This is a genomic window from Shinella pollutisoli, assembly GCF_024609765.1.
GTDB classification, from domain to species: domain Bacteria; phylum Pseudomonadota; class Alphaproteobacteria; order Rhizobiales; family Rhizobiaceae; genus Shinella; species Shinella pollutisoli.
Genome location: NZ_JANFDG010000065.1, coordinates 1 through 1321 on the forward strand (window position 1 = coordinate 1; position 1321 = coordinate 1321).

Annotated in this window: 1 protein-coding gene and 1 other annotated feature; the gene reads left to right on the plus strand. The window is 59.8% G+C overall.

Translation table 11 applies throughout. The features are described from left to right. Positions 1–50 precede the first annotated feature (50 nt). Positions 51–1282, plus strand: a protein-coding gene (locus NNZ72_RS25330) for an IS3 family transposase (RefSeq protein ID WP_257318454.1) whose coding sequence is annotated in 2 segments (ribosomal slippage) — positions 51–342 and positions 342–1282 — 1233 coding nt in all. Because the reading frame shifts where the segments join, the coding sequence is not laid out codon by codon here. After that, positions 335–451: a sequence feature (AL1L pseudoknot), on the plus strand. Its footprint overlaps the gene before it by 117 nt. Positions 1283–1321: the final 39 nt, after the last annotated feature.

Below are 1321 nucleotides of genomic sequence, written 5' to 3' on the forward strand. Positions count from 1 at the left end.
TGAACCGGCCCGGCTTTTCCGGAGACCCCAATTCGTGAGAAGTAGGGTCTATGACAAGCAAGACGACAAACAAATTTTCTCCTGAAGTCCGCGCTCGCGCCGTTCGAATGGTGGTTGAGCATGAAGCGGAGCATCCTTCGCGATGGGCGGCTGTGTCTTCCATAGCCGCCAAGATCGGCTGCTCGGCGCACACACTCAATGAATGGGTGAAGAAGGCCGAGGTAGACAGCGGCAAGCGTGTAGGTTTGCCGAGTGACGTCGCGGAGAAGATGAAAGCTCTGGAGCGGGAGAACCGGGAACTTCGTCAGGCCAATGAGATTTTGCGCAAAGCCTCTGCGTATTTTGCGATGGCGGAGCTCGACCGCCCACTGAAGCGATGATTTCCTTCATCGATGCACACCGCTCGGTGCTCGGGGTCGAGCCGATCTGCAGACTGCTGCCGATTGCCCCGTCCACCTATTATGAGGTCATCGCCAAGCGCACGGACGTGGACCGTCTGTCGGCCCGCGCCCGACGCGACATTGCCATGAAGGTCGAGATACGCCGGGTGTTCAATGAGAACTTCCAGGTCTATGGCGTGCGCAAGGTCTGGCGGCAGTTGCTACGGGAGGGTTACGACATCGCCCGCTGCACGGTTGCTCGGCTTATGAGGGGCATGGGACTACAGGGCGTCATTCGCGGCAAACCCGTCAAAACCACCGTGTCGGACAAGGCCGCACCATGCCCGCTCGACCGGGTGAACCGGCACTTCCATGCACCCGCGCCGAACATGCTCTGGCTTTCTGATTTCACGTATGTGGCCACTTGGCATGGCTTCGTCTACGTCGCGTTCGTGATCGATGCCTTCGCTCGCCGCATCGTCGGTTGGCGGGCGAGCCGGACTGCCCATGCGGGTTTCGTGCTCGATGCGCTCGACCAAGCGCTTCATGATCGGCGGCCCGTCCACCGTGGCGGGCTCGTTCACCATTCCGACCGCGGCTCGCAATATGTGTCCATTCGCTATTCCGAACGGCTGGCGGAAGCAGGCATCGAGCCGTCTGTCGGGAGTGTTGGCGATTCCTATGACAACGCTCTCGCTGAAACGATCAACGGTCTTTACAAGGCCGAGGTCATCCATCGGCGAGGACCGTGGCGAAACTTCGAAGCCGTGGAGTTCGCCACTTTGGAATGGGTCGACTGGTTCAACCACCGACGCCTTCTGGAGCCCATCGGCAACATACCGCCAGCCGAGGCAGAAGAACGATACTATGCCATGTTGGACGCGCCAGCATTGGCCGCATAACTTAAACCAAACGGTCTCCGGAAAAGCCGGGCCGGTTCA